Genomic DNA, 22,776 nt, shown 5'->3' on the forward strand with positions numbered 1-22,776 from the left:
GAAGATAGCGCCATGTCCTCAAACATGAACGCAGGAGCCGACATGAAGACCTCGCAACTGAAACCCTCGCGCCTGATGCTGGCGCTGCTGGCCGCTGGCGCCATTGGCGGCGCCGGCGCAACCGCCGTAATGGGCGGCGTGTCGATGGCGGCCAACGCACCGGCCACCCCCGCCATTTCCCAGACAATCAATACGTCCAGCCCGCCCAATTTTGCGCAGATCACGCGCGACTTCGGGCCTGCCGTCGTGAACATCAGCGTCAGCGGCACCCGCAAGGTGTCCGCCGATGACGATGACCCCTTCGCCCAGTTCTTCGGGCAGATCCCTGGATCCCGGGGACGCATGCCCGCGCGCGAAGTGCCGATGCGCGGCGAAGGCTCGGGTTTCATCATCAGCAACGACGGCATCATCCTGACCAACGCACACGTCGTGCAGGACGCCAAGGAAGTCACCGTCAAACTGACCGACCGCCGCGAGTACAAGGCCAAGGTGCTGGGCGCGGATCCACAGACGGACGTGGCCGTGCTCAAGATCGACGCCAAGAACCTGCCCGTCGTGAAGGTGGGCGACGTGGGCCAGCTGCAAGTGGGCGAATGGGTGTTGGCGATTGGCTCGCCCTACGGCCTGGAAAACACCGCCACTGCGGGGATCGTCAGCGCCAAGGGCCGTTCGCTGCCTGACGACACGTCGGTCCCCTTCATCCAGACGGACGTGGCGGTCAACCCTGGCAACTCGGGTGGCCCGCTGTTCAACGATCGCGGCGAAGTCGTGGGCATCAACTCCCAGATCTACAGCCGCACCGGCGGCTTCCAGGGCCTGTCGTTCTCGATCCCCATCGACGTGGCCTACAAGATCAAGGACCAGATCCTGGAGCACGGCAAGGTGCAGCATGCACGGCTGGGCGTGACGGTGCAGGAAGTGAATCAAGACCTGGCCAATTCGTTCAAGCTGGACTCGCCGTCGGGCGCCCTGGTGTCCAGCGTTGAAAAAGGCAGCGCCGCGGACAAGGCCGGCTTGCAGCCTGGCGACGTGGTTCGCCAGATCGACGGCAAGACCATCGTGTCTTCGGGTGACCTGGCATCCCTGATCACCCTGGCCTCGCCCGGTGAGAAGATCAAGCTGGATGTCTGGCGAGCCGGCGCCCCTAAGGAACTGGTGGCCACGCTGGGCGGCATTCCCAAGGACAAGTCGCAAGCCGCAGCCGGAGAGCAGGACGTGCAGCGCGGCCAACTCGGCCTGGCGCTGCGCCCCCTGAGTCCGCAAGAGCAGCAGGCGTCCGGCACCGAAGGCTTGCTGATCGAGCGCTCCGCCGGCCCGGCCGCCAAGGCGGGCATCGAACCGGGTGACGTGCTGCTGTCGCTGAATGGCGTGCCCGTTCACAATATCGGGCAAGTGAAGGAAGCGCTGTCCAAGGCGGGCAAGACCGTTGCCCTGCTGGTTCAGCGCGGCGAAGACAAGATCTTCGTCCCGGTGCAGATCGGCTAAGCCGATCCGCGCATCACTCCGCGTCGGGCTGCTCGCCCGGCGCGGCCTTCGCAAAGGCCGGCAGCTTGCGGCAGGCCGCATCAATGCGCACCACATTCGGCATCGCGGACAGGTCGCAATCGAAGCGCTGTGCGTTGGCCACTTGCGGCACCAGGCACAGATCAGCGAGGGTCGGCGTATCGCCGTGGCAGAAGCTTCCCGTGGCGCTGGAACGCGCCAACTGCGCTTCCAGGGCTTCCAGCCCCTGATGCACCCAATGCTTGTACCAGGCGTTCTTCGCGGCTTCGTCCACGCCCAGCGTGTGCTTCAGATACTTCAGCACGCGCAGATTGTTCAGCGGATGCGTGTCGCAGGCAATGCCCAGCGCCAAATCACGCACCCGGGCACGGCCGATGGCATCGGCCGGCAGCAGCGGCGACTGGGGATGCGTTTCTTCCAGGTATTCAATGATGGCCAAGGATTGCCCGATCACGGCGTCGCCATCGATCAGCGTCGGCACCAGCGCCGTCGGATTCAGCTTGCGATAGCCCTCCGACAACTGCTGCCCGCCGTCCTTCAGCAGATGCACCGGCAGGTATTCGTAGGACAGGCCCTTCAGGTTCAGGGCAATGCGAACGCGGTACGCGGCCGAGCTGCGGAAATAGCTGTACAACTGCATGAAGTCTCCTTGGTGTCCCTCTGACGCCACCCGAAGGGCGCCCTTTTTTTTCAGCGGCCTATTCCAGCGATTCCGTCTGCGCCGCCTTGCGCGACAAGCCCTTGGGCAGCGGAAACGCCACATTCTCTTCCAGTCCAGGCATCGTGCGTACCGACACCGCGCCCAACTCCTTGACGCGCTCGATCACCTGTTGCACCAGGATCTCGGGGGCCGATGCGCCCGCCGTCACGCCAATGCGCTTGCGGTCCACCAGCCACGCCGGGTCGATGGAATGCGCGCCATCGATCAGATAGGACGCCACGCCCTTGCGTTCGGCCACTTCGCGCAGCCGATTGGAATTGGAACTATTGGGGCTGCCCACAACCAGTACCAGATCGCAATCAGGAGCCATCACCTTCACCGCGTCCTGGCGGTTCTGGGTGGCATAGCAGATATCGCTCTTCTTGGGCTCGACGATGGTGGGAAAGCGCGCCTTCAATGCCTTCGACACGGCCGCCGCGTCATCCACGGACAAGGTCGTCTGGGTGACATAGGCCAGGTTTTCCGGATTGTTCACTTCCAGGCTGGCCACGTCTTCGACGGTCTCGACCAGATACATGCCGCCTTGCGCCTGACCCAGCGTGCCCTCGACTTCGGGGTGGCCCTTGTGGCCGATCATGATGATCTCGCGGCCGGCCGCGCGCATGCGGGCCACTTCGATGTGGACCTTGGTGACCAGCGGACACGTGGCGTCAAACACCTGCAAGCCGCGGGACTCCGCTTCAGCACGCACCGCCTTGGACACGCCATGCGCCGAGAACACGACGATGGAGCCGGCAGGCGCGTCATCCAGTTCGTCGATGAAGATCGCGCCCTTGGCACGCAGATCTTCCACCACATAACGATTGTGGACGATCTCATGGCGCACGTAGATCGGGGCGCCATGCAATTCAAGCGCGCGCTCGACGATATCGATGGCGCGATCCACGCCGGCACAGAAGCCGCGTGGCTGCGCCAGCAGGACTTCGGCGTCGGAGGCGGTGACGGCCTGGCTCATCAGAGAACTCCCAGCAGCGCCACATCCACGCGCAAGCTGACGCCCGCGAGCGGGTGGTTGAAGTCGAACAAGGCCGTCTCGTCGTTGATTTCTTTCAGAACGCCCGAATAGCGTCCGCCGTTGGGCGCGGTGAATTCCACCAGATCGCCCGGCTCGAAATTGGCGTCGGCGCCCGCATGCTCGGCAAGCATCGCACGGGTGACGCGCTGGATAAGTTCGGGATTGCGGTCGCCATAGGCGTCGGCCGGCTCCAGCGTGACGCTGAACCGCTCACCTTCGGCATGACCGATCAACGCGGCTTCCAGGCCGGGCGCCCATTGGCCTCCGCCCATTTGCAGCGTGCCAGGACGGCCGTCAAAGGTATCGGTAAACACCGAATCCTTGCCGGGACCAGAAGCCAGAGTGATGCGGTAATGCAGCGTTAGGTAGGAATCCTGACGGACAAAAACGTTCACTTCGTTAGAGGCGATGCTCAAGATCTGCCACCGTATAGATATTGGATAAACCCTGATTTTAGAGCCTCTTATGAAATTGTCTGCCCGGCTGTCAAAACACGAGCGTCCCCGGGAGCGGCTGTTACGTCACGGAGCCGCCGCGCTCCAGGACGCGGAACTGCTTGCCATCGCCCTGCGCACCGGCATTCCCGGACTTAACGTGGTGGACCTGTCCAGCCGCTTGCTGGACCATTTTTCAGGCCTGCGAGGCCTGCTGGGAGCCTCGCCCGAGGCCCTGATGGCAGTCCCTGGCCTGGGCACGGCCAAATCCTGCACCCTGGCCGCCCTGCTGGAGCTGGCCCGCCGCTCCATTGAAGAGGATCTGACCCGCAGCGACGCCCTGCAACACCCCGGCCAAGTGAAACAATATTGCATGACAGCCCTGGGACACCGTCAGGTTGAACACTGCATTGCGCTATACCTGGATAACCAGTTGCGCGTGATCGCCACGGGCGAGCTGGCCCGCGGCACCTTGTCCCAGGCCTCGGTGTACCCGCGCGAAGTCGTCCGTGAAGCCCTGCGCCACCATGCCGCCGCGCTGATCGTGGCCCACAACCACCCGTCAGGCCTGGCCGAGGCCAGCGCCGCCGACCGCGGCTTCACCCTGCAACTGAAACAGGCCTTGGCGCTGGTGGACATCAAACTGCTGGATCACCTGATCGTCGCCGGCGCGGCCGTTGTCTCCATGGCCGAGCTGGGCGGCCTGTAGCAGCGGCGCGGCGCGCTGGAATTCGTTAGACTACCGCCCTGAATTGCTTTAGGCTTTAACCTATTCCGGCATCACCCCGACCACCCGCCAACATGAAACGCCTGTGGGATATTTCCCCGCCCGTCTCCACGGCTTCGCCTGTCTTTCCGGGCGACACGCCCTACCGCCAGCAATGGAAGTGGTCGCTTACGCCTGGGTGTCCGGTCAATGTCAGTGAAATCACGCTGTCGCCCCATATCGGCGCCCATGCGGATGCCCCGCTGCACTACCAGAATGGCGCAGCTGCCATTGGCGCGGTGTCGCTGGAGCCGTTCCTGGGCCCCTGTCGCGTCATCCACGCCATTGATTGTGGTCCGCTGATCACCACCGACCACCTGGCCCATGCGGCCCTGAATCTTCCGCCTCGCGTGCTGGTGCGCACCGCCAAGCATGCCGCCCAAGACTGGTGGACAGACGATTTCTCCGCCTATGCGCCCCAGACCATCGAATGGCTGGCTGAACGCGGCGTCATGCTGATCGGACTGGATACCGCCAGCATCGACCCCGCGTCCAGCAAGACCCTGGACAGCCATCACACGATCTTGCGGCACGACATGCGGGTACTGGAAAACCTGGTGCTTGATGATGTGCCGGAAGGCGATTACGAGTTGATCGCCCTGCCGTTGGCGTTGGTCCAGGCTGATGCCAGCCCGGTTCGCGCCGTCTTGCGCGAGCTGTAGGCTGGTTTGCTGGCCATTGGGCGGCTGGCCCCTTCCAGCCGCCCCTATTCGACTAGGCACGACCATGAGACATTTCCCCCCTTACGCGCCCAGCTGGCGCGCATTGCCCGCATCCGCTCGCCGCGCCGCCCCGCCCTGCCCCGGAGGCCAAGCATGAGCTGCCCGCACCGCCCCGAAGACATCGTCCACCAGGAAAAAGCGCAGCTGGATTTCACGCGCGACATGACCTACGGCGACTACCTCCATCTGGACGAATTGCTGGGCGCGCAGCATCCGCTGTCGCCCGAGCACAACGAGATGCTGTTCATCATCCAGCACCAGACCAGCGAACTGTGGATGAAGCTGATGCTGCACGAGCTGCGTGCCGCCATCGCCAATGTGGCCGCCGACCGGTTGCAGCCCGCATTCAAGATGCTGGCGCGCGTGAGCAAGATCATGGAACAGCTGGTTCACGCCTGGGATGTGCTGGCCACCATGACGCCGCCCGAGTATTCCGCGCTGCGCCCGTACCTGGCTCGTTCCAGCGGCTTCCAGAGCTACCAATACCGCCAAGTGGAATTCCTGCTGGGCAACAAGAACGCGGCCATGCTCAAGCCGCACGCGCACCGCGAAGACCTGCTGGCCCAGGTGCGAACCGCCTACGAAGCCCCCTCGCTGTATGACGAAGCGTTGCGCTTGCTGGCTCGCCACGGCGTGGACGTGCCGGCCGACCGCCTGGACCGTGACTGGACACAACCCTACCAAGCCTCGGAAGGCGTCGAAGCGGCCTGGCTGACGGTCTACCGCGACACCGACCGCTATTGGGACCTGTACCAACTGGGCGAGAAGCTGACCGACCTGGAGGATGCGTTCCGCCTGTGGCGATTCCGCCACGTCACCACCGTCGAACGGGTCATCGGCTTCAAGCGCGGCACAGGCGGCACATCTGGCGTCGATTACCTGCGCCGCATGCTGGATGTGGTGTTGTTTCCGGAAATCTGGAAGCTGCGCACGGAGCTCTGAAGCCCGTCCCCCTATCAGGCAAGGGAAGCGGGCCAGGCCTTGCCTGCTTTCCATGACTGGCGCATCGGGAATTTCCCATGCTAGAATTTGGGGTTACTTTTTGGATACGTGGCTAGAGGCCTCGCGTGGGCGTTTCGTTGTAAACGGCTTTTCGCGTCCTGGCTGGCGACCCTAACAACTTGAGAAAGACTCCTTGCGAGTCCTAGGAAAGCACCATGAAAGAAGGCATTCACCCCGAATACCGCGATGTCGTTTTCGCCGACCTGCAAACGGGCAACAAGTTCATCACCCGTTCGACCGTCCACACGCGCGAAACCGTCGAAATCGACGGCAAGACGTACCCGCTGTTCAAGTGCGACGTGACGTCCGAATCGCACCCGTTCTACACGGGCGCCCAAACGCGCATCGTCGAAACCGGCCGTGTGGAAAAGTTCCGCGCCCGCTTCGCCCGTACTGCCGGCACGGTCAAGTCCGCTTCCTGATCCTGTTGCTCCTGCGGGAGTCACAGCAAAAAGGCAGCCTCCGGGCTGCTTTTTTTTCCCCCTAGCTGGCTTGTCATGGGCTGGGGCTGGCGCAACCAGATCACTCGGTTACATTAACGCCCGTGTCCCCACTTTCAATTTCCACGCCGGCCCGACTCACGTCAGTGGCCACCGCAAAACTCCCCAGGCTGATTCTGCTAGGCCTGTCGCTGGCCTACATCCTGGCCGGCCTGTTCATGCGCGATCCGTGGAAAACGGATGATGCGGTCGGTTTGGCGACCATGATCACGGCGATCCGCGAAGGCGGCATCACCTGGCTGCTCCCGCAAGTGGGCCACCTGGCGCACGCCGAAGAAGGCCCGCTCATTACCTGGGTGGGCGCCATCAGCATCTGGCTGTTCGGCCCATTCGTCGGCGACATCACCGCTGGACGCCTGCCCAATCTGCTGTGGTTCGGCATCACCGCGACGAGCGTCTGGTACGGCACGTATCTGCTGGGCCGCCGCGCTGAAGCCCAACCCCTGGCGCTGCCGTTCGGCGGCGAACCTGCTCCACGCGACTATGGGCGCATGCTGGCGGACGCCGCCCTGCTGCTGCTGCTGGCCACGGTGGGTATCTTGCAGCGCACTCACGAAACCACCGTCGTGCCCGCCATCATGGCGTGCCAGGCGCTGGCCTTCTATTCCCTGGCCCGCAGCGTGGACCGTCCGATTACCGGCACCACCACGCTGGGCATCGCCCTGGCTGCCAGCTTCCTGGCGCGCGGCTGGGTGGGCGCGATACCCATCATGATCGGCGCTTTGCTCGCGTTCTACCCGCGCAGCCAGTTGTGGAAATGCAAGCGCTGGCTGCCTTGGGCGGCGCTCCTGACCACCGCGCTGATCCTGGCCTGGTGGATCCCGGCCAGTGAAACCAGCCAATACTGGATTCGCAACTGGAAGACCTGGAACCTGTCGTCCTTCGCATTGCCGTCATGGCACGACGTTGGCCGGACGTTGCGCGACCTGCCCTGGTATCTGTGGCCGACCTGGCCGCTGGCGTTGCTGGCCATCTGGCGCTGGCGCGCATGGATCTATGCGCCCCACATCTGGCTGCCGCTGATGATGTTCGTGTGCTCGACCCTGGTGCTGTTCGGCCTTGAAGAAGCCACGGATTCCGAATACGTATTGCTGGCGGTGCCTTGCGCCGTGCTGGGTGCCTTCTCGCTGCCCACCCTGCGCCGCGGCGTCGTCAACACGCTGGACTGGTTCGCCGTCATGTGTTTTTCGCTGACGGCCGCCACGGCTTGGCTGGGCTGGGTCGCCCTGCATTTCAACTGGCCGGCCCAGATCTCCCGCAATATCGCCCGGCAGACCACGGGCTATGAGCCCGTGATTTCATGGACTGCCTTTGCACTGGCCGTCGTTTTCACCATCGTATGGATCGCGCTGGTGGTGTGGCGTCTGCGCGTGCGTCCGCAGGCCCTGTGGCGTGGCACCGTACTGTCGGCCGGTGGGCTGACCGTGACGTGGATCCTGTTGGTGCTGCTGTGGCAACCCGCCGTGGACTACGCTCGCAGCTACCGCACCGTCTCGGGCCAGTTGGCCCAGGCGCTGGAGCAGAACATGCGGCCGGGTGAATGCGTCCGCGGCTTGAGCCTGGGCAGCGGCCAGCGAGCATCGTTCCTGATTTTCAATAACCTGACCTTCACGTTCGACGCCAAGTGCACGCTGATCCTGCAACAGACGACCAACCAGAGCCTGCGCGACAACACCGCTGCGTATAGCGATGGTGCAGACGTCCTGTGGCAGGGTGGCCGCCGCGCCGACAGGCAGGAAGTGTTCCGCCTGCTGCGGATCGGCTCCAACCGATGACTCCCGCGAACACGGCGCCGATGACCTTCGGCGCCACCCTGCGCGGCATCGCCAAGCAAGCGTGGCCCGTGCTGATCAGCCAATGGGCCGGCATCTCGTTCGGCGTGCTGGACACCGCCATGACGGGCCATTCCAGCCCCGATGATCTGGCGGCGATGGCCTTGTCCGCGTCGATCTACATCACCGTTTTCGTTGGCCTGATGGGCGTGATCCACGCCCTGATCCCCATCCTGGCCCAACACTATGGCGCGGGAAACAACCTGGAAGTCGGCCGCAGCTGGGGCCAGGGTGTCTGGCTGGCGCTGGGCCTGTCGGTCGTGGGCGCGATCCTGATGCTGTTCCCGAACGTCTGGCTGTCGATGTCGGGCAACGTGGCTCCCGGCGTGCGCGAACGGATCGGCTCCTACCTGCAAGCGCTGGTGCTGGCGTTGCCTGCCGCGCTGGTGTTCCGCACCATCTATGCGCTGGGCACATCGGTGTCGCGCCCCAAACTGGTCATGGCCATCAACCTGTCGGCCATCGGCTTCAAGGCCTTCTTCAATTGGCTGTTCATCTACGGCAGCCTGGGTCTGCCGGCCATGGGCGCCACCGGGGCTGGCCTGGCGACCGCCCTGGTGTCCTGGATGAGCCTGGGGCTGGGCCTGTGGGTGATTACGCACGACCGCTTTTACCGCCGCTTCCAATTGCGGGTGGGCAAGCCCGACTGGAAGACGTTGAAAGAACTGCTGCGCCTGGGTATCCCGATGGGTGGGTCGTACCTGGTGGAAGTGTCAGCATTCACGTTCATGGCCTTGCTGGTGGCCCGTGAAGGCACGTATGTCACCGGCGGGCACCAGATCATGTCGAACCTGGCCGCGCTGTGCTACATGATGCCGATGGCGCTGGGCGTCGCCACCGCCGCGCTCACCGCCCAGGCGATCGGCGCCGGCAATCTTGCCCATGCGCACCGAACCGGCATGGCCGGGCTGGCGCTAGGCGTGATCGGCGCGCTGCTGACCGCGGCGGTCCTGCTGGTTGGCCGCCCGCTCATCCTGGCGGCCTACACCAATGATGCCAATGTGGCCGCCGTCGCCACCACCCTGCTGATGGTGCTGCCGCTGTTCCACCTGTTCGACTCCATGCAGTGCATCAACTCCTATCTGTTGCGCGCCTACAAAGTCGCGGTGGTGCCGTTGCTGCTGCAAATGGTGGCGCTGGCAGGCGTTGGCCTGGTCGGCGGCTGGTGGTTCGGCTTCGGCCCGGGCCGTGGCGGACTGGACGGCATACGCAACGTTCTCGTGCCGGGCTCGCCCGAAGGCGCGGGCAGCATGTGGCTGATGGCGATGGTCGGGCTGGCGCTGTCCGCCGCCCTGCTGCACTTCTGGTATCGGCGGATCGTGCGGACGGTGGCGCGGTAACCATCCTGTCCGCCACGCCCGACGCGCATGAAAAAGGCAGCCCGAAGGCTGCCTTTTTTGCGGGCGTTCAGCGTGAAGGCCTCACACCACCTTCGGACGCTTGTCGATCACGCGACGCGCCTTGCCCGTCAGGGTGCGTTCCACATGGCCGGCATCCGACACCTGAATGCGCGCGCTGACGCCGATGTGCGTCTTCACCGCATGTTGCAGCTGCTTGCCCAGGCTGGCGCGCTCGGCGTCCGACAGGCCTGAGAACTCGGCCCGCACTTCGGTCAGGATCTCCAGCTCGTCCATGTTGCCCGTGCGGGACAGCACCAGTTGATAGTGCGGAGCCAGCTGGGCGATCTTCAACACCAGTTCTTCAACCTGCGTCGGGAACATGTTCACGCCACGCACGATCAGCATGTCATCGCTGCGGCCAGTGATCTTGCCGATGCGGCGCATGCTGCGCGCGGTCGGGGGCAACAGGCGGGTCAGATCGCGCGTGCGGTAGCGGATGATCGGCATCGCTTCCTTGGTCAACGACGTGAACACCAGCTCGCCCGGTTCGCCATCCGCCACCGGTTCGCCGGTATCGGGGTTGATGATCTCGGCGTAGAAATGGTCTTCCCAGACCACCGGGCCATCCTTGGTCTCGACGCATTCGCTGGCCACGCCAGGCCCCATCACTTCGGACAGGCCGTAGATATCCACTGCGTCGATGCCGGCTTCGGTCTCGATGTCGGCACGCATCTGCCCCGTCCATGGCTCGGCGCCGAAGATGCCGATGCGCAGCGAACTTTGACGCGGATCAATGCCTTGGCGGCGCTGTTCTTCCAGAATATTGCAGAAATAGGAGGGCGTGACCATGATGATGTCCGGACGGAAATCATTGATCAGCTGCACCTGCTTTTCGGTCTGCCCGCCCGACATCGGGATGACGGTGCAACCCAGGCGTTCGGCGCCGTAATGCGCGCCCAAACCGCCCGTGAACAGGCCGTAGCCGTAAGCGATATGAATGGTATCGCCCGGCTTGCCGCCTGCCGCGCGGATCGACCGCGCCACCAGATTGGCCCAGTTATCCAGGTCGCTCTTGGTGTAGCCCACCACCGTCGGCTTGCCGGTCGTGCCGCTGGAGGCATGGATGCGCGAAATGCGTTCGCGCGGAACGGCGAACATGCCGAAGGGGTAGTTCTCGCGCAGGTCCTTCTTGGTCGTGAAGGGAAACTTCGCGATATCGGACAGTTGCTTCAGATCGTCGGGATGCACGCCCGCTTCATCGAACGCCTTTTTGTAATGCGGGACGTTGTCGTAAGCGTGCTTCAGCGTCCACTTCATGCGCTGCAACTGCAACGCGCGAAGCTCATCCTCGCTGGCATGCTCGATGGGGTCCAGCCCCGGCTTGCTCATGGTGTTGGACATGGTTATCTCTCTCCTGAAATTCTCTCTACACCGATCCGGGCGGCGTCAGGGGCGAAGGGCCCCGGGCGCGCGCCGCCCTGCCGGCGGCCTTGTCTTGTGGTGGGATGACGGATGTGGTGGTGTTGCGCCTTGGGCCTCTTGCGTCAGGCTTCGTCGGGCACGCCGACGATCTGGCCCTTGATCCGGTAGGATCGTCCGCGGAACAAGGCAACGTTGCGGCCGTCCTGATTGGTCACGGTGACGTCGTAGACGCCCGTGCGACCTGCCAGCGACCGTTCCTGGGCGACGGCGGTCAACACATCGCCTTCAAATCCAGGGGCCAGATAATCGATGGTGCAACCCGACGCCACCGTGCTGACATTGCGCGAATTGCACGAGAACGCGAAGGCGCTGTCCGCCAGGGCAAAAATGAAACCGCCGTGGCAGGTCTTGTGCCCATTCAGCATATCGGCGCGCACGCGCATCGTCAGACGCGCATAGCCCGGCGCCATTTCCTCGACTTTCATGTCCAGGCCTTGCGAGGCCGCGTCACCCGCGTACATCACGGTGCCGACAGCCTGCGCCAGTTCCTGGGGATCGTTCGGCACTTCCACGGCGGGAACGTGTACGTTCATCATTGCCCCTTGAATTGCGGTTCGCGCTTGCCGAGGAAGGCGGCGACGCCTTCGGCGTAATCCGCGCTGCGTCCCAGTTCGCGCATCATGTCGCGTTCCAGGTCCAGCTGCGTAGACAGGTCATTGCCCAGACTGGCCTGCAAGGCCCGCTTGGTGAACGCCAGCCCCTTGGTGGGCGCCGTCGAGAAGTGCTTGGCCAGACCGTCCAGCGTAGCGTCGAATTCCTCGTCCGCCACGCATTGCCAGATCAAGCCCCACGCTTCTGCCTGCTTGGCGCTGAGCTTGTCGCCCAGCATGGCCAGACCCATGGCGCGCGCACGGCCGACCAGGCGCGGCAGCACGAACGTGCCGCCGGTGTCGGGAATCAGCCCCAGGCGGCAGAACGACTGGATGAAATTCGCCGAGGCTTTGGCGATGACGATATCGCCCGCGAACGCCAAATTGGCGCCCGCCCCCGCAGCCACGCCGTTCACGCCCACCACGACAGGCATGGGCAAGGCGTTCAAGCGGCGCACCAGCGGGCCGTAGAACTTGTCGACGGTTTCGCCCAGATCAGGCGGCGTGCCGTCCTCGGCGGGCTTGCGCTCGCTTAGATCCTGGCCCGCGCAAAAGCCGCGCCCCGCACCGGTCAGGACCAGCACGCGCGCGCCTTCGGTTTCCACCCGCGTCAAGGCGTCGGCGACTTCGCCGTGCATGTTGGCGGTGAAGCTGTTCAGCTTGTCCGGACGGTTCAGCGTCAAGCGCGCGATGCCGTTGGACAGATCGAATTGAATATCCTGATAGCTCATGTACGCCACCCTGCTCAGACGTGACGGCGGGTCTGCACCACGCGGAAGCGGTTCGACACGAAAGCCGTATCGGACAGCGCCGCATTGGCGGCCGGGTTGGCCCCGGTGCCATGGAAGTCGCTGAATGCCGCGGTCTGGTTGACGAACACTGCGCCCGTCAGGTTCAACGACAGCGACACGCCGGACACTTCCGCCGCATCCTGCACCTGATCGGCCACCTGCGCATCCGTCGTGTAGGCGGACAAGGACAAGGCGCCGTTCTGGATGACGCTGTCGCGCGCCAACTGGATGCTGTGCGCGGTGGAATCGGTGGCCACGACGAAAGCGATGGGGCCGAACCATTCCTGACTGATCGCAGCATTGCCGGCTTCCGTGCGCAGCAGCAGCGGCGTGCGGACGCGGGCGTTCTCGAACTGCGGGTGCGTCAGCGTCTTGCTGTCGGCCACGACAGGCATGCCCAATGCGCGGGCCCGCTCGATGCGCTCGACGATGCCTTCATTCTGGATCGCGCCAGTCAGTTCGACGGCCTTCGCGGCATCCGCACCCAGCTTGTCCAGCGCCACGCCCAGGGCGGCGGCGACGTCATCGAAGCTGACGCGGCCTTCCGGCGTATTGATGCCGTCGCGCGGCACGTAGATGTTCTGCGGCGCCGTGCACATCTGGCCCGAATACAGGGCCAGCGAGAACGCCAGATTGCGAGCCACGCCCTTCAGGTCGGCGGCCGAATCAATGATGACCTGATTGACGCCTGCCTTCTCGGTATAGACCAAGGCTTGGCGAGCGTTGTTTTCCAGCCAGTCGCCATTCGCGGTGCTGCCCGTGAAGTCGACGATCTTGACCGCCGGATCCAGCGCCAGCTTCTGTGCGGTATCGTCGCCGGCTTCATGCGCGGCCAGCAACACGACGTCGGGATCGAAGCCCGCTTCTTGCAGCACTTCACGCGCCACCTTGACCGTGATGGCCAGCGGCAGGATCGCGCCCGGATGCGGCTTGACGATGACGGTGTTGCCGGTCGCCAGGCTGGCGAACATGCCGGGATAGCCGTTCCAGGTCGGGAAGGTCGAGCAACCGATCACCAGCGCGACGCCACGCGGCACCACGGTGAATTGCTTTTCCATGCGGATCGGATCGTTCTTGCCTTGCGGCTTTTCCCAGATGGACACGCCCGGAACGCGCGACATTTCCTGCCAGGCGTAGGTCACGGCTTCAAAGCCACGGTCCTGCGCGTGCGGGCCGCCGGCCTGAAAGGCCATCATGAAGCCCTGGCCAGTGGTGTGCTGGACCGCATAGGCGATCTCGAAGCTGAGCTTGTTAAGACGAGCCAGGATCTCCAGCGACACGCCAACCCACGCTTGCGGGCCTGCGCGGCGCCAGTCTTCCAGCGCACGCTTGGACGCGGCGATCAGGCGGTCGACAGGCACGTGCGGATACGTGATGCCCAGGTCGAAACCGTAAGGGGACTTTTCGCCGCCCACGGTGCCATCGGCATCGTGCAGGTTCAGCGGGAATGGTTTGCCCTGCAAGGCTTCAAAGGCCGCGCGGCCGTCGTCGTTGGCGGTTTCGCCGTAATTGCGGGGGCTGGGCGATTCAGCGAACGGGCTCCAGTAGCCGCGCAGTGCGGCGGCGGCCATCGCTTGTTCCAGCAGGGGTTGGTGGCGTTCAAAGAATTTCTGGGACACTGCGTCTCTCCAATTAGATAGGTATGTCTGACTGGCGTGGGCCGGGTCAGGTTTCCTGGTCGAAGTCGATGACCAGGCGGTCGCTGACCGGAAAGCTCTGGCAGCTCAGGATGAAACCGCGCGCCACTTCGTAGTCTTCCAAGGCAAAGTTGGCATCCATGTCCACCTCGCCCTCGACCACTTTGCAACGGCAGGTGGAACACACCCCGCCCTTGCACGAATACGGCAACTCGATCCCTTGCGCCAGCGCCGAGTCCAGCACGCTGTCTTTATTCTTTTCAATGACGAACTTGCGGCTATGGCCGTCCTGCACCACCGTGACTTCGCACTGCCCCTTGCCGGGCGCCTGGCGAGCCTCGTGGCCGGTGCGCAGCGCACGCGGCCCCTTGGGCGCACCGAACAGCTCAAACTTGATGTTCGCCTTCGGGATACCCCGGGCCTGGAGACGCTCGACCACGCTTTCGGTCATGGTCTGCGGACCACAGACAAAAGCGTAATCGATATCCTCTGGGCTCATCCAGGCCGACATCAGCTGGTCAACCTTGTCACCATCCAGGCGGCCGTTGAACAGTTCGATGTCCTGTGACTCGCGGCTCATCACATAGACCAGCGAAAAGCGATCCATGTACAGGTTCTTCAGGTCTTCGATCTCTTCGCGAAAGAGCACCGCCGACGACGCACGGTTACCGAAGAACAGCGTGAACTTGCTGCCGGGCTCCGTGGACAGCGCGGTCTTGACCAGGGAGAACACCGGCGTGATGCCGCTGCCCACCGCAAACGCCACATAGTGGCGCTGGTTCTCGGGCGAAAAATCGACCGTGAAATTGCCCGCCGGCGCCATGACTTCCAGCGTCTGGCCGGGTTGCAGTTCCTGGTTCGCCCAGCTGGAGAACGTGCCTTCGTCGACCTTTTTGATCGCCACGCGCAGCAATTTGTCGTGCGGCGCCGAACAGATCGAATACGAGCGGCGCAGCTCCTCGCCGTTCAACTGCGTGCGCAGGGTCAGGTACTGCCCGGGCAGGAAAGCGAATTCCTCGGTCAGCGTGTCGGGCAGATCGAAAGTCACGACGACGGCATCGCGCGTATTGCGCGCCACCGAGGCCACCTTCAACGAATGAAATTGGTTCTGGCTCATCTCGAAACCGCTCTCAGTGAGTCTTGAAATAATCGAAGGGTTCGCGACAGGCAACGCAGCGATACAGCGCTTTGCATGACGTGGACCCGAAGTTGCTGACCATCCGCGTATCGCGTGACCCGCAGCGCGGGCAAGCAATGGCGGGCGCAGCGACGCGGCGGCTGATGCCCGAGATGTCGATGGCGCGTTCAGCGGGCGCGGCAATGCCGTAGCCCTTGAGCGCTTCGCGCCCTTTTTCGCTCATCCAATCCGTTGTCCAGGCGGGCGCCAGGCGGGTTTCGACACGAACGGCGTCGATGCCATGGCGGGCCAGCGTCTGCTGAATGTCTTGCGTGATCTCGCGCATGGCCGGGCAGCCCGAGTAGGTCGGCGTGATGACGACCACACAGGCGTCGCCGTCCCAGGACACGTCCCGCACGACGCCCAGGTCCACCACGGACAGCACGGGGATCTCCGGATCGGGAACCTCTTGCAGCCAGGCGTAGACCTGGTCGGCGGAAATGGGCGCAAGCGCGTTCACCACGTGGCTCCCGGATAGGCGCGCGGCAGATACTGCATTTCCGCCAGCACATAGCCCAGTGCCTCGGTGTGTCGGCCTTGGCGGCCGCCGCGGTAAGCCAGATGGTTGGCGGCCGCTTCGTCCGGCACGGTCAGCATGGCTTCTTCCAGTACCTCGCGCACGTGGGCCAGCCAGGGCTCACGCAGGGAGGCCAGTTCGCAACCGATGCCGCGCGCGGCCACGTCCTGGTCCACGGCGTCGTCGGCGAACAGTTCGCCGGTGAAGCGCCAGGAGTCGTCAATGGCGGCTTGCATCTTGGCGTGGCTTTCGGCGGTGCCGTCGCCCAGGCGGACCACCATGTCCGACGAGCGGCGCACGTGATAAGTCACTTCCTTGATCGACTTGGCCGCGATGGCGGCAACGCGCTCGTCCGCGGATTGCTCCAGGCGTTGCAGCAGGAAGTAGTGCCATACGTCGAACAGGAACTGACGCGCCATGGTGTCGGCGTAGTTGCCGTTATCGCGTTCCGCCAGCAACACGTTGTGGAATTGGTGCGCGTCGCGGTGATAGGCCAGCGCGTCCTCGTCTCGGCCAGCGCCTTCGACTTCACCCGCCAACGTCAGCCACATCCGGGCCTGGCCCAGCAGGTCCAACGCGGTATTGGTCAACGCCAGGTCTTCTTCCAGGATAGGGCCGTGGCCCGTCCAGGCGCCCAGGCGCTGCGACAGGATCAGCGACGAATCGCCCAGCCGCAGCAGATATTCAAACAGTGTCTTGTCCATGTCTCCCCCGCCGCCTTACATGTGCTTGATTTCTTCGGGCATCGGGAAAAACGTGGGATGCCGGTAAACCTTGCTGTTGGCCGGTTCGAACAGGGGTTCCTTGTCGCCGGGGCTGCTGGCCGAAATGTCGGAGGCGCGCACGACCCAGATGCTCAGGCCTTCGTTGCGGCGGGTATAGACGTCGCGGGCGTGGTTGATCGCCATTTCGGCGTCCGAGGCGTGCAGGCTGCCGACGTGCTTATGCGCCAGGCCGTGCTGGCTGCGGATGAAGACTTCCCACAAAGGCCAGTCTTTGCTCATGATGGATATCCTTGGAATGCCGGGCGCGCACCGCGCGCACCGGTCTGCAATGATGATGGGATGAAGAATGCGCCGGGCGCGGATCAGGCGGCCTTGCGCTGCGCCTGCTTGTCCGCGTAAGCGACCAGGGCGTCACGCACCCAGGCGCCGTCCTCGTGCGCCTTGACGCGCGCGGCCAGGCGTTCCCGGTTGCAGGGGCCGTTGCCCTTGAGCACCGCGTAGAACTCGCTCCAGTCGATCTCGCCGAAGTCATAGTGGCCGCGTTCGGCGTTCCACTTCAGATCGGCATCCGGCACGGTCAGGCCCAGGTATTCGGCCTGCGGCACGGTCTGGTCGACCATCTTCTGGCGCAGTTCGTCATTGGAGAAGAGCTTGATCTTCCACGCCATGGATTGGGCGCTGTTGGGCGAGTCGGCATCGGACGGGCCGAACATCATCAGGGCGGGCCACCACCAGCGGTTCAGAGAATCCTGAACCATCGCCTTTTGTTCGGGCGTGCCGTGCAGGCACATCTGCATCAGCAGATCGTAGCCCTGGCGTTGGTGGAAGGACTCCTCCTTACAGACGCGCACCATGGCCCGGGCATACGGGCCATAGGAACAGCGGCACAGCGGGATCTGGTTGATGATCGCCGAGCCATCGACCAACCAGCCGATCATGCCGATATCGGCCCAGCTCAGCGTGGGGTAATTGAAGATGCTGGAGTACTTGGCACGGCCGGTGTGCAGGTCGTCGATCAGGTCGTCACGCGACACGCCCAGCGTTTCCGCGGCGCTGTACAGGTACAAGCCGTGGCCGGCTTCGTCCTGCACCTTGGCCAGCAGGATCGCCTTGCGCTTGAGGGACGGCGCACGCGAGATCCAGTTGCCTTCAGGCAGCATCCCGACGATTTCCGAATGCGCGTGCTGCGAGATCTGGCGCACCAGCGTCTTGCGATAGGCGTCCGGCATCCAGTCCTTGGCCTCGATGCGCACACCGTCGTCAATACGGCGCTGGAACGTCTGGTCGCGGCCCTCCAGCTGGTCCGCGGTCTTGACCTGCTTGACGCCGGTTTCGACGAGTTGAGCGTACATGTCTGTCTCCTAGAGACGGTTTGCGAAAACGCAAAGCAAACGTTCCGCAGTGCCGTCATGTCATAGGCGGATTATTTAATACAAAAAAACCATTGTCAAACTCAAATCTGTATCACATTGGATTTATGTATCATATTACGGATCCTGATATCGGCCGCTTGCGGCCCACCCTATGGCAAACCCTCAGTCGCCCCTGGACCGCTTCCTGTCCCGCTTGTTGAAAAGCGATCCGCCCCGCGCAAAATCCCTTTGCGTCAGCTTGCTGGGGGACGCCCTCGCCCCCCATGGCGGCGCCATCTGGCTGGGCGACCTGATCGCCCTGCTGGCGCCGCTGGGTATCAATGAACGGCTGCTGCGCACCAGCGTGTTCCGGCTGGTTGCCCAGAACTGGCTGCAATCAGAACGCCATGGCCGGCGCAGCCTCTACCTGATTTCCGAACAAGGCCTGCGCCACACCGCGCACGCCTCGCAACGCATCTATGAAGGCGCGGCGCGGGACTGGAACGGGGAATGGACGCTGGTGGCGCTGCCGCGCACGGGCAATGGCTTGGCCGAACGCGCGGAACTGCGCCGAGAATTGGTCTGGGAAGGCTTCGGCATGATCGCGCCGGGGCTGTTCGCCCACCCGCATACCGAGGCGCGGGCGGCGCATGACATTCTGGAAAAACTGGGTATTCCGGATCGGGCGCTGGTGCTATCGGCCCGCGACCTGGCCGGCGCGGGCGGCCTGCCGATCGCCAGCCTGGCGTCTCAATGCTGGAACCTTGACGACGTGGCCGAACAGTATCGCCAGTTTTCACGGAATTTCGGCCCGGTGGAAAAACTGCTGGAGGAGCCGCCCTCGCCGTCCGAGGCATTCGTGGTGCGCGTCATGCTGCTGCACAATTGGCGTCGGATCGTCCTGCATGATCCACACCTGCCCAGCCAGATGCTGCCCGACAACTGGCCGGGCCATGCGGCGCGCGAACTGTGCGGACGGATCTACTGGAAGGTGTTCGACGCTTCGGAAGCGCATCTGGATGCCCTGGCCGGCCAAGACAACGAACGCTATGTGCCCGTGGCGGGAGAGATTGCATCACGCTTCGGCGGACGGCCAGCGGGAACAGCCAGCGAAAGCGCCTTGCCTCAGTCGGCCGGCGGCATGGTCACGCCCAGCGTATCGACATAGCGCTCGCCAGCGGCGTCCTGGCCAGGGCCAGGGCGTGTCAGCCCTGCCGTGGTGGCAATGAAGGACAGTGTCCAGTGCGCCTGGATCGGCCGCCCCAACGCCGCGCCGGTATCGGCATCGATGCCGCTTGGCACATCCAGCGCCAACACCGGCACATTCCAGCCATTGACGGTATCAACCAGCGCTTGCCAAGCCGTGTCCAGGGTCCGGTTCAGGCCGATACCGAACAAGCCATCAATGACGATATCGGGGACGGCCGCGGAGGCCAGCGTCTCTTGCGTCTGTCCGCCCGCCGCACGCCAGCATGCCCAGGCGCGGGCCGCATCGGGCGGCAGCTTGGCCGGGCCGGAGGGCAGCACCGCCTGCACGGCAAACCCCAGCGCCAGCAGGCGTGATGCGGCTTCCAGCGCATCGCCCCCGTTATTACCCGGGCCGGCCAGCGCAAGAATGGAACGATCAGGGGGAAAGCGAGCCGCGATGAACTCGGCTGCGGCTCGACCGGCCAGCGGCATCAGCGCCCGGCCGGCAGCCAGGGCTAGCTGTTCGGCACGGCGGATCTGAGCGACTGAATAGGACGGCATGACGAAAGCGCGGCAAGTGGGTGCGCCCCGGAAATAGGTCCAATCCAGTGTACGCCGCGCACGCCTTTGTGCCGCTTACACCTTCAGGAAGTGTTCGCGGTAGTACTTGAGTTCGTCGATGGATTCGTAGATGTCCGCCAGCGCTTCGTGGCGGCTTTTCTTCTCGAAACCCTTGTAGACGGCGGGCGCCCAGCGACGCGCCAATTCCTTCAGCGTGCTGACGTCCAGATTGCGGTAGTGAAAAAACTGTTCCAGGCGCGGCATGTAAGCAAACATGAAGCGACGGTCCTGGCTGATGGTATTGCCGCACAGCGGCGACTTACCGGCCGGCACATGCTGCGCAAGAAACGCCAACAGCGTATCCTCTGCCTGCGCCTCGGACACCGTCGATGCCTTGACCTTGTCGATCAGGCCGCTCTTTCCGTGGGTGGACTTGTTCCAGTTGTCCATGGCGTCAAGCAGGCTGTCGGGCTGATGGATCACCAGCACCGGGCCTTCTGCCACCACCGTCAAATCCGGCTCCGTCACAACAACGGCCACCTCGATGATGCGTTCTTTCTCAGGTTCCAGGCCCGTCATTTCCATGTCGAGCCAAACCAGGCGATTTTCGTTCACAGCCATATAATTTGCCTATAAAACACGCGATTTTCGCACATCCCTACTTGAGCAAACCGCTGCGCCCATGTTCACACTGTTGTTCGTTGCTTTCCTGCTGACCGATATTGCCGTGCGCCTGTGGCTGGCGACACGCCAGATTCGCCATGTCGCGCGTAACCGCGACCAAGTGCCCGTGGAGTTCTCGCATCGTATCGGGCTGTCCAGCCACCAGCGAGCGGCGGACTATACGGTGGCGCGCGTCAAGCTCGGCATGTTGGAGCGCACCTATGACGCGATCCTGCTGGTATGCCTGACGCTGATGGGCGGACTACAGTTCATTGACCTGATGGTAGGCCAGCTTACCAGCAATGACTTCCTGCGCCAGATGCTGCTGCTGGTCGCGGTGGCGCTGTTGCTGGGCGTGCTGGGGTTGCCGTTCACGCTTTGGCGGCAGTTCAAGCTGGAGGCCCGTTTCGGGTTCAACCGCATGACACCCGAACTGTTCATCGCGGATGCGACCAAAGGCTTGCTGGTCGCCGCCGTCCTGGGCTTGCCGCTGGCCGCCGCCGTGCTGTGGCTGATGGGCAGCGCCGGCACCTACTGGTGGATTTGGGCGTGGGCACTCTGGACCGTGTTCAATCTGGCGCTGCTGATCATCTATCCCATGTTCATCGCTCCGCTGTTCAATAAGTTCACGCCGCTGTCCGACCCGGAACTGGCGGGGCGCATCCAACGCCTGGCGCAACGCTGCGGCTTTGCGCTCAACGGCCTGTTCGTGATGGATGGCTCGCGCCGTTCCGCCCACGGCAATGCGTATTTCACGGGATTTGGCCGATCACGCCGCATCGTCTTCTTCGACACCTTGCTGGCCCGCCTGAACGGCGACGAAATCGAAGCCGTGCTGGCGCATGAACTTGGCCATTTCGCCAAACGCCATATCATCAAGCGCATCGTCTTCAGTTTCGGCATGGCCCTCGTGTTTTTCGCCATTCTCGGCTGGATCGCCCAACAACCCTGGTTCTATGTGGACCTGGGCGTCATGCCCCAATTGGGCGGCCGCAATGACGCGATGGCGTTGTTGTTGTTCTTCCTGGTCATCCCTGTTTTCACTTTCATGTTCACGCCGTTGGCCAGCTGGTACTCGCGTCGCGACGAATTCGAGGCGGATCGCTATGCGGCCGAACAGAGTTCGCCGGAACGCCTGGTTTCCGCACTGGTCAAACTCTACGACGACAACGCCGCCACGCTGACTCCCGACCCTGTGCATTCCGCCTTCTACGACAGCCATCCCCCCGCCGCCGAGCGCATCCGCCACCTGATGGCGTCCGCCGCATGAGCGCCCCGCGTCACTCCAAGAACGCCGCGTTTGTCGCGCAAACCGAGAGTTCGAGCTCCGCAAACACCCCGCTCGAAGGCCGCATCATTGCCGCCCACGGCCGCCACTACACGGTGGAGCTGGCCGACGGCTCTGTCCGCAAGTGCTTCCCTCGCGGCAAGAAGGCAGGCGCCGCCGTGGGCGACCGCGTACAAATCACGCCGCAAGGCAAGGACGAAGGCGCCATCGACGCCATCCTGCCGCGCAGCAACCTGCTGTACCGCTCGGACGAGATGCGATCCAAGCAGTTCGCCTCGAACGTGGACCAACTGCTGATCGTGGTGGCGGTGCAGCCCACGTTCTCGGACGACCTGACCGGACGCGCGCTGGCCGGCGCTTGGAGCGCGGGCATCTCTCCGCTGATTGTTCTGAACAAGACGGACCTGGTGGACCAATTGCCGGCGGCGCGCGAACGACTCGCACCGATCGCCGCGCTAGGCGTGCCGGTCATCGAGCTCAGCGCGCTGGAACCGGAAAGGGTCCACACGCAACTGGCGCCGCACCTCGCCGGCAAGACCAACCTGCTTCTCGGCCAAAGCGGCATGGGCAAGTCGACGCTGCTCAATGTGCTGGTACCCGGCGCCGCTGCCCCCACCCGCGAACACTCCACCGCGCTGGACATGGGCAAGCACACCACCACCAGTACGCGCCTCTATCACCTGCCCGCGCCGGGCGGCGACTTGATCGACTCCCCCGGGTTTCAGGCATTCGGCTTGCAACACCTGACGCGCGAGGACATCATTCGCGGCTTTCCGGAGTTCACGCAACCGATCGAGGAATGCCGCTTCTACAACTGCACGCACCGGCACGAGCCGGGCTGCGGCGTGGTGGCGGCCTTGCAGGCGGGCAAGATCAATCCGCTGCGCTATGCGCTGTACGAACGCATTCTGCAAGAGAACCTGGCCGGGCAACAACGCTACTGAACCCCGCCGCGCGTGCTGCGCCTTGA

At 63.9% G+C, this 22,776-nt stretch carries 24 protein-coding genes; 10 read left to right on the forward strand and 14 right to left on the reverse strand.

Going from position 1 to position 22,776, the window contains the following annotated elements; translation table 11 throughout:
- The first annotated feature begins 42 nt into the window (after nucleotides 1-42).
- On the forward strand, nucleotides 43-1,485 hold the full coding sequence (locus tag HV753_RS19375; RefSeq protein ID WP_175176237.1) for a DegQ family serine endoprotease: 1,443 nt from the start codon (nucleotides 43-45) through the stop codon (nucleotides 1,483-1,485).
- Between the two features lie 13 nt (nucleotides 1,486-1,498).
- Here HV753_RS19375 and maiA read toward each other — a convergent pair whose 3' ends face one another.
- Genes maiA through HV753_RS19390 form a run of 3 tightly spaced genes read right to left on the reverse strand, consistent with a single transcriptional unit; the run spans nucleotide 1,499 to nucleotide 3,655 of the window.
- A complete protein-coding gene (maiA, locus tag HV753_RS19380; RefSeq protein WP_175176238.1) occupies nucleotides 1,499-2,143 on the reverse strand; it encodes a maleylacetoacetate isomerase in 645 nt (214 codons plus the stop codon).
- Nucleotides 2,144-2,201: 58 nt separating this feature from the next.
- Complete coding sequence (ispH, locus tag HV753_RS19385) at nucleotides 2,202-3,179, reverse strand: 4-hydroxy-3-methylbut-2-enyl diphosphate reductase (protein ID WP_175176239.1); 978 nt, start codon at nucleotides 3,177-3,179, stop codon at nucleotides 2,202-2,204.
- Nucleotides 3,179-3,655, reverse strand: a complete 477-nt coding sequence (locus tag HV753_RS19390; RefSeq protein WP_175176240.1) for an FKBP-type peptidyl-prolyl cis-trans isomerase — start codon at nucleotides 3,653-3,655, stop codon at nucleotides 3,179-3,181. The genes ispH and HV753_RS19390 overlap by 1 nt, the downstream gene beginning before the upstream one ends.
- Nucleotides 3,656-3,704: 49 nt before the next feature.
- Here HV753_RS19390 and radC point away from each other — a divergent pair, with 49 nt between their 5' ends.
- The 6 genes from radC (at nucleotide 3,705) to HV753_RS19420 (ending at nucleotide 9,835) form a co-directional block, all read left to right on the forward strand.
- Nucleotides 3,705-4,382, forward strand: coding sequence for a RadC family protein (gene radC / locus HV753_RS19395; RefSeq protein WP_175176241.1), 678 nt, complete (start codon nucleotides 3,705-3,707; stop codon nucleotides 4,380-4,382).
- Nucleotides 4,383-4,474: 92 nt separating this feature from the next.
- Complete coding sequence (gene kynB, locus HV753_RS19400; protein WP_006218257.1) at nucleotides 4,475-5,101, forward strand: arylformamidase; 627 nt, start codon at nucleotides 4,475-4,477, stop codon at nucleotides 5,099-5,101.
- 153 nt (nucleotides 5,102-5,254) lie between these two features.
- Nucleotides 5,255-6,103 carry a tryptophan 2,3-dioxygenase gene (gene kynA / locus HV753_RS19405; protein WP_175176242.1) on the forward strand — a complete coding sequence of 283 codons (849 nt, stop codon included), beginning with the start codon at nucleotides 5,255-5,257 and terminating at the stop codon, nucleotides 6,101-6,103.
- Between the two features lie 215 nt (nucleotides 6,104-6,318).
- Nucleotides 6,319-6,585 carry a type B 50S ribosomal protein L31 gene (locus HV753_RS19410; protein WP_006225101.1) on the forward strand — a complete coding sequence of 89 codons (267 nt, stop codon included), beginning with the start codon at nucleotides 6,319-6,321 and terminating at the stop codon, nucleotides 6,583-6,585.
- A gap of 122 nt (nucleotides 6,586-6,707) precedes the next feature.
- On the forward strand, nucleotides 6,708-8,438 hold the full coding sequence (locus HV753_RS19415) for an ArnT family glycosyltransferase (protein WP_175176243.1): 1,731 nt from the start codon (nucleotides 6,708-6,710) through the stop codon (nucleotides 8,436-8,438).
- Nucleotides 8,435-9,835 carry an MATE family efflux transporter gene (locus HV753_RS19420; protein ID WP_175176244.1) on the forward strand — a complete coding sequence of 467 codons (1,401 nt, stop codon included), beginning with the start codon at nucleotides 8,435-8,437 and terminating at the stop codon, nucleotides 9,833-9,835. Before HV753_RS19415 ends, HV753_RS19420 begins: the two co-directional genes overlap by 4 nt.
- 81 nt (nucleotides 9,836-9,916) lie before the next feature.
- Here the strand turns inward: HV753_RS19420 and paaK are convergent, their stop codons facing one another.
- From paaK to paaA, 9 genes are all read right to left on the reverse strand, one after another.
- Complete coding sequence (gene paaK / locus HV753_RS19425; RefSeq protein ID WP_175176245.1) at nucleotides 9,917-11,236, reverse strand: phenylacetate--CoA ligase PaaK; 1,320 nt, start codon at nucleotides 11,234-11,236, stop codon at nucleotides 9,917-9,919.
- A gap of 143 nt (nucleotides 11,237-11,379) precedes the next feature.
- A complete protein-coding gene (gene paaI, locus HV753_RS19430) occupies nucleotides 11,380-11,850 on the reverse strand; it encodes a hydroxyphenylacetyl-CoA thioesterase PaaI (RefSeq protein WP_175176246.1) in 471 nt (156 codons plus the stop codon).
- Nucleotides 11,850-12,638 carry a 2-(1,2-epoxy-1,2-dihydrophenyl)acetyl-CoA isomerase PaaG gene (gene paaG, locus HV753_RS19435; protein WP_175176247.1) on the reverse strand — a complete coding sequence of 263 codons (789 nt, stop codon included), beginning with the start codon at nucleotides 12,636-12,638 and terminating at the stop codon, nucleotides 11,850-11,852. Before paaG ends, paaI begins: the two co-directional genes overlap by 1 nt.
- Before the next feature lie 14 nt (nucleotides 12,639-12,652).
- A complete protein-coding gene (gene paaN / locus HV753_RS19440) occupies nucleotides 12,653-14,317 on the reverse strand; it encodes a phenylacetic acid degradation protein PaaN (protein WP_175176248.1) in 1,665 nt (554 codons plus the stop codon).
- 46 nt (nucleotides 14,318-14,363) lie between these two features.
- The gene (gene paaE / locus HV753_RS19445; RefSeq protein WP_175176249.1) at nucleotides 14,364-15,452 is read right to left on the reverse strand and encodes a 1,2-phenylacetyl-CoA epoxidase subunit PaaE; all 1,089 of its coding nucleotides are present in this window, start codon (nucleotides 15,450-15,452) and stop codon (nucleotides 14,364-14,366) included.
- Between the two features lie 13 nt (nucleotides 15,453-15,465).
- Nucleotides 15,466-15,972, reverse strand: a complete 507-nt coding sequence (paaD, locus tag HV753_RS19450; protein ID WP_175176250.1) for a 1,2-phenylacetyl-CoA epoxidase subunit PaaD — start codon at nucleotides 15,970-15,972, stop codon at nucleotides 15,466-15,468.
- A complete protein-coding gene (gene paaC / locus HV753_RS19455; protein ID WP_175176251.1) occupies nucleotides 15,969-16,733 on the reverse strand; it encodes a 1,2-phenylacetyl-CoA epoxidase subunit PaaC in 765 nt (254 codons plus the stop codon). Before paaC ends, paaD begins: the two co-directional genes overlap by 4 nt.
- Before the next feature lie 15 nt (nucleotides 16,734-16,748).
- On the reverse strand, nucleotides 16,749-17,033 hold the full coding sequence (gene paaB / locus HV753_RS19460) for a 1,2-phenylacetyl-CoA epoxidase subunit PaaB (RefSeq protein WP_006225111.1): 285 nt from the start codon (nucleotides 17,031-17,033) through the stop codon (nucleotides 16,749-16,751).
- Nucleotides 17,034-17,116: 83 nt separating this feature from the next.
- Nucleotides 17,117-18,106: a 1,2-phenylacetyl-CoA epoxidase subunit PaaA gene (gene paaA / locus HV753_RS19465; RefSeq protein ID WP_175176252.1), complete on the reverse strand. Its 990-nt coding sequence runs from the start codon at nucleotides 18,104-18,106 to the stop codon at nucleotides 17,117-17,119.
- Nucleotides 18,107-18,278: 172 nt separating this feature from the next.
- Here paaA and paaX point away from each other — a divergent pair, with 172 nt between their 5' ends.
- On the forward strand, nucleotides 18,279-19,274 hold the full coding sequence (gene paaX / locus HV753_RS19470; protein WP_246288328.1) for a phenylacetic acid degradation operon negative regulatory protein PaaX: 996 nt from the start codon (nucleotides 18,279-18,281) through the stop codon (nucleotides 19,272-19,274).
- On the opposite strand, the gene HV753_RS19475 is transcribed toward paaX, so the two are convergent.
- Together HV753_RS19475 and orn are read right to left on the reverse strand one after the other, a co-directional pair.
- The gene (locus HV753_RS19475; RefSeq protein WP_175176253.1) at nucleotides 19,232-19,855 is read right to left on the reverse strand and encodes an NAD(P)H-hydrate epimerase; all 624 of its coding nucleotides are present in this window, start codon (nucleotides 19,853-19,855) and stop codon (nucleotides 19,232-19,234) included. The two genes, paaX and HV753_RS19475, sit on opposite strands and share 43 nt — an antisense overlap.
- 75 nt (nucleotides 19,856-19,930) lie before the next feature.
- Complete coding sequence (gene orn / locus HV753_RS19480; protein WP_006225115.1) at nucleotides 19,931-20,476, reverse strand: oligoribonuclease; 546 nt, start codon at nucleotides 20,474-20,476, stop codon at nucleotides 19,931-19,933.
- A gap of 61 nt (nucleotides 20,477-20,537) precedes the next feature.
- On the opposite strand from orn, the gene HV753_RS19485 reads away from it, so the two are divergent.
- Both HV753_RS19485 and rsgA read left to right on the forward strand, forming a co-directional pair.
- The gene (locus HV753_RS19485; RefSeq protein ID WP_175176254.1) at nucleotides 20,538-21,788 is read left to right on the forward strand and encodes a M48 family metallopeptidase; all 1,251 of its coding nucleotides are present in this window, start codon (nucleotides 20,538-20,540) and stop codon (nucleotides 21,786-21,788) included.
- Nucleotides 21,785-22,750 (forward strand): ribosome small subunit-dependent GTPase A, encoded by a 966-nt coding sequence (rsgA, locus tag HV753_RS19490; protein WP_246288329.1) that lies wholly within the window; start codon nucleotides 21,785-21,787, stop codon nucleotides 22,748-22,750. Before HV753_RS19485 ends, rsgA begins: the two co-directional genes overlap by 4 nt.
- Nucleotides 22,751-22,776 lie beyond the last annotated feature (26 nt).

The sequence above is a fragment of the Achromobacter pestifer genome (genome assembly GCF_902859625.1).
In the GTDB taxonomy this organism is placed as follows: Bacteria; Pseudomonadota; Gammaproteobacteria; order Burkholderiales; family Burkholderiaceae_B; genus Achromobacter; species Achromobacter pestifer.

What these genes read in the sequence shown, in the direction of transcription:
- radC (WP_175176241.1), top strand. Translation starts at nt 3,705, where the DNA reads ATGAAATTGTCTGCCCGGCTGTCAAAACACGAGCGTCCCCGGGAGCGG.
- paaE (WP_175176249.1), bottom strand. Translation starts at nt 15,452, where the DNA reads ATGAGCCAGAACCAATTTCATTCGTTGAAGGTGGCCTCGGTGGCGCGC.
- orn (WP_006225115.1), bottom strand. Translation starts at nt 20,476, where the DNA reads ATGGCTGTGAACGAAAATCGCCTGGTTTGGCTCGACATGGAAATGACG.
- HV753_RS19475 (WP_175176253.1), bottom strand. Translation starts at nt 19,855, where the DNA reads ATGCCGTCCTATTCAGTCGCTCAGATCCGCCGTGCCGAACAGCTAGCC.
- paaK (WP_175176245.1), bottom strand. Translation starts at nt 11,236, where the DNA reads ATGTCCAACACCATGAGCAAGCCGGGGCTGGACCCCATCGAGCATGCC.
- paaA (WP_175176252.1), bottom strand. Translation starts at nt 18,106, where the DNA reads ATGTACGCTCAACTCGTCGAAACCGGCGTCAAGCAGGTCAAGACCGCG.
- ispH (WP_175176239.1), bottom strand. Translation starts at nt 3,179, where the DNA reads ATGAGCCAGGCCGTCACCGCCTCCGACGCCGAAGTCCTGCTGGCGCAG.
- maiA (WP_175176238.1), bottom strand. Translation starts at nt 2,143, where the DNA reads ATGCAGTTGTACAGCTATTTCCGCAGCTCGGCCGCGTACCGCGTTCGC.
- paaB (WP_006225111.1), bottom strand. Translation starts at nt 17,033, where the DNA reads ATGAGCAAAGACTGGCCTTTGTGGGAAGTCTTCATCCGCAGCCAGCAC.
- HV753_RS19420 (WP_175176244.1), top strand. Translation starts at nt 8,435, where the DNA reads ATGACTCCCGCGAACACGGCGCCGATGACCTTCGGCGCCACCCTGCGC.
- kynB (WP_006218257.1), top strand. Translation starts at nt 4,475, where the DNA reads ATGAAACGCCTGTGGGATATTTCCCCGCCCGTCTCCACGGCTTCGCCT.
- paaC (WP_175176251.1), bottom strand. Translation starts at nt 16,733, where the DNA reads ATGGACAAGACACTGTTTGAATATCTGCTGCGGCTGGGCGATTCGTCG.
- paaX (WP_246288328.1), top strand. Translation starts at nt 18,279, where the DNA reads ATGGCAAACCCTCAGTCGCCCCTGGACCGCTTCCTGTCCCGCTTGTTG.
- rsgA (WP_246288329.1), top strand. Translation starts at nt 21,785, where the DNA reads ATGAGCGCCCCGCGTCACTCCAAGAACGCCGCGTTTGTCGCGCAAACC.
- HV753_RS19485 (WP_175176254.1), top strand. Translation starts at nt 20,538, where the DNA reads ATGTTCACACTGTTGTTCGTTGCTTTCCTGCTGACCGATATTGCCGTG.
- kynA (WP_175176242.1), top strand. Translation starts at nt 5,255, where the DNA reads ATGAGCTGCCCGCACCGCCCCGAAGACATCGTCCACCAGGAAAAAGCG.
- paaG (WP_175176247.1), bottom strand. Translation starts at nt 12,638, where the DNA reads ATGAGCTATCAGGATATTCAATTCGATCTGTCCAACGGCATCGCGCGC.
- HV753_RS19410 (WP_006225101.1), top strand. Translation starts at nt 6,319, where the DNA reads ATGAAAGAAGGCATTCACCCCGAATACCGCGATGTCGTTTTCGCCGAC.
- paaI (WP_175176246.1), bottom strand. Translation starts at nt 11,850, where the DNA reads ATGAACGTACACGTTCCCGCCGTGGAAGTGCCGAACGATCCCCAGGAA.
- HV753_RS19375 (WP_175176237.1), top strand. Translation starts at nt 43, where the DNA reads ATGAAGACCTCGCAACTGAAACCCTCGCGCCTGATGCTGGCGCTGCTG.